1 protein-coding gene is annotated in these 566 nt (G+C 49.8%); it reads right to left on the reverse strand.

The annotated features are described in order from the left end of the window. A partial coding sequence (locus tag GMD1S_RS08840; RefSeq protein WP_000318197.1) for a hypothetical protein occupies window positions 1-566 on the reverse strand: 566 nt, incomplete at both ends.

The following is a 566-nucleotide window of genomic DNA, read 5'->3' on the forward strand; positions in this document are numbered from 1 at the left end:
GCAGTAACTGGGGTGCCATTCTTATCCACACGTTTCACTGTAACTGGATCTGGGTTCCCAACAAACTGCTTGTCTGGGGTGAAGGTCACTGTACCATCTGGCGCAATCGTGTAGGTTCCTTGACCTGGAATAGATTTCTCTTTGCTTCCATCTTCGAAGGTTGGCTCAACTGTTTCATCAATTGGAAGCAGTGGGTCGCCACCTTGGAAGCTTGGGGTACCGGTTTGTGGAACACCCTGAGGACCCGTGCTAGTTGCGCTAGTTCCTGTTGGTGTTACTTTCGTAAACTCTGGACTATAAGTTGCAGTAACTGGGGTGCCGTTCTTATCCACACGTTTGACTGTAACTGGAGTTGGGTTTCCGACAAACTGTTTGTCTGGGGTGAAGGTCACTGTGCCGTCTGGTGCAATCGTGTAAGTTCCTTCACCTGGAATAGTCTTCTCTTTGCTTCCATCTTCGAAGGTTGGCTCAACTGTTTCATCGATTGGAACCAGTGGATCGCCACCTTGGAAGCTTGGAGTGCCTGTTTGTGGAACACCCTGAGGACCTGTGCTGGTTGCGTTAGT

The sequence above is a fragment of the Streptococcus sp. GMD1S genome, assembly GCF_000296875.1.
In the GTDB taxonomy this organism is placed as follows: Bacteria; Bacillota; Bacilli; order Lactobacillales; family Streptococcaceae; genus Streptococcus.